Origin of the sequence: Psychrobacter sp. TB55-MNA-CIBAN-0194, from assembly GCF_040309505.1 — a bacterium.
GTDB lineage: Bacteria > Pseudomonadota > Gammaproteobacteria > Pseudomonadales > Moraxellaceae > Psychrobacter > Psychrobacter fozii.
Map to the genome: position 1 here is coordinate 1 of NZ_JBEOOW010000270.1, position 273 is coordinate 273.

1 protein-coding gene is annotated in these 273 nt (G+C 43.6%); it reads right to left on the minus strand.

Translation table 11 applies throughout. From position 1 onward, the window contains the following. A partial coding sequence (locus AAEY75_RS15115) for a RecQ family zinc-binding domain-containing protein (protein ID WP_352260041.1) occupies positions 1–273 on the minus strand: 273 nt, incomplete at both ends.

Here is a 273-nt window from a genome sequence, read left to right on the forward strand (position 1 = left end):
GTGGATACCAAAACGTTGCTGCAAACGATAAATACAAGAAAGCACTTTTTGTGCATCTTCAGTACCATCATATCGTTTAGGTGGGTCAAGACAGATATCACAGTTACCACAAGGCTTAGAAGCCACTTCATCAAAGTAGTTTAATAGCACTTGGCGACGACAAGTCTGCGCTTCAGCAAAGGCTGCCATGGTATGCAATTTATGAAATTCGACTTGCTGTTGAGGACCCGGTTCAGATTGCTCAATCAAATGTCTGACTCGGCCTATGTCAGC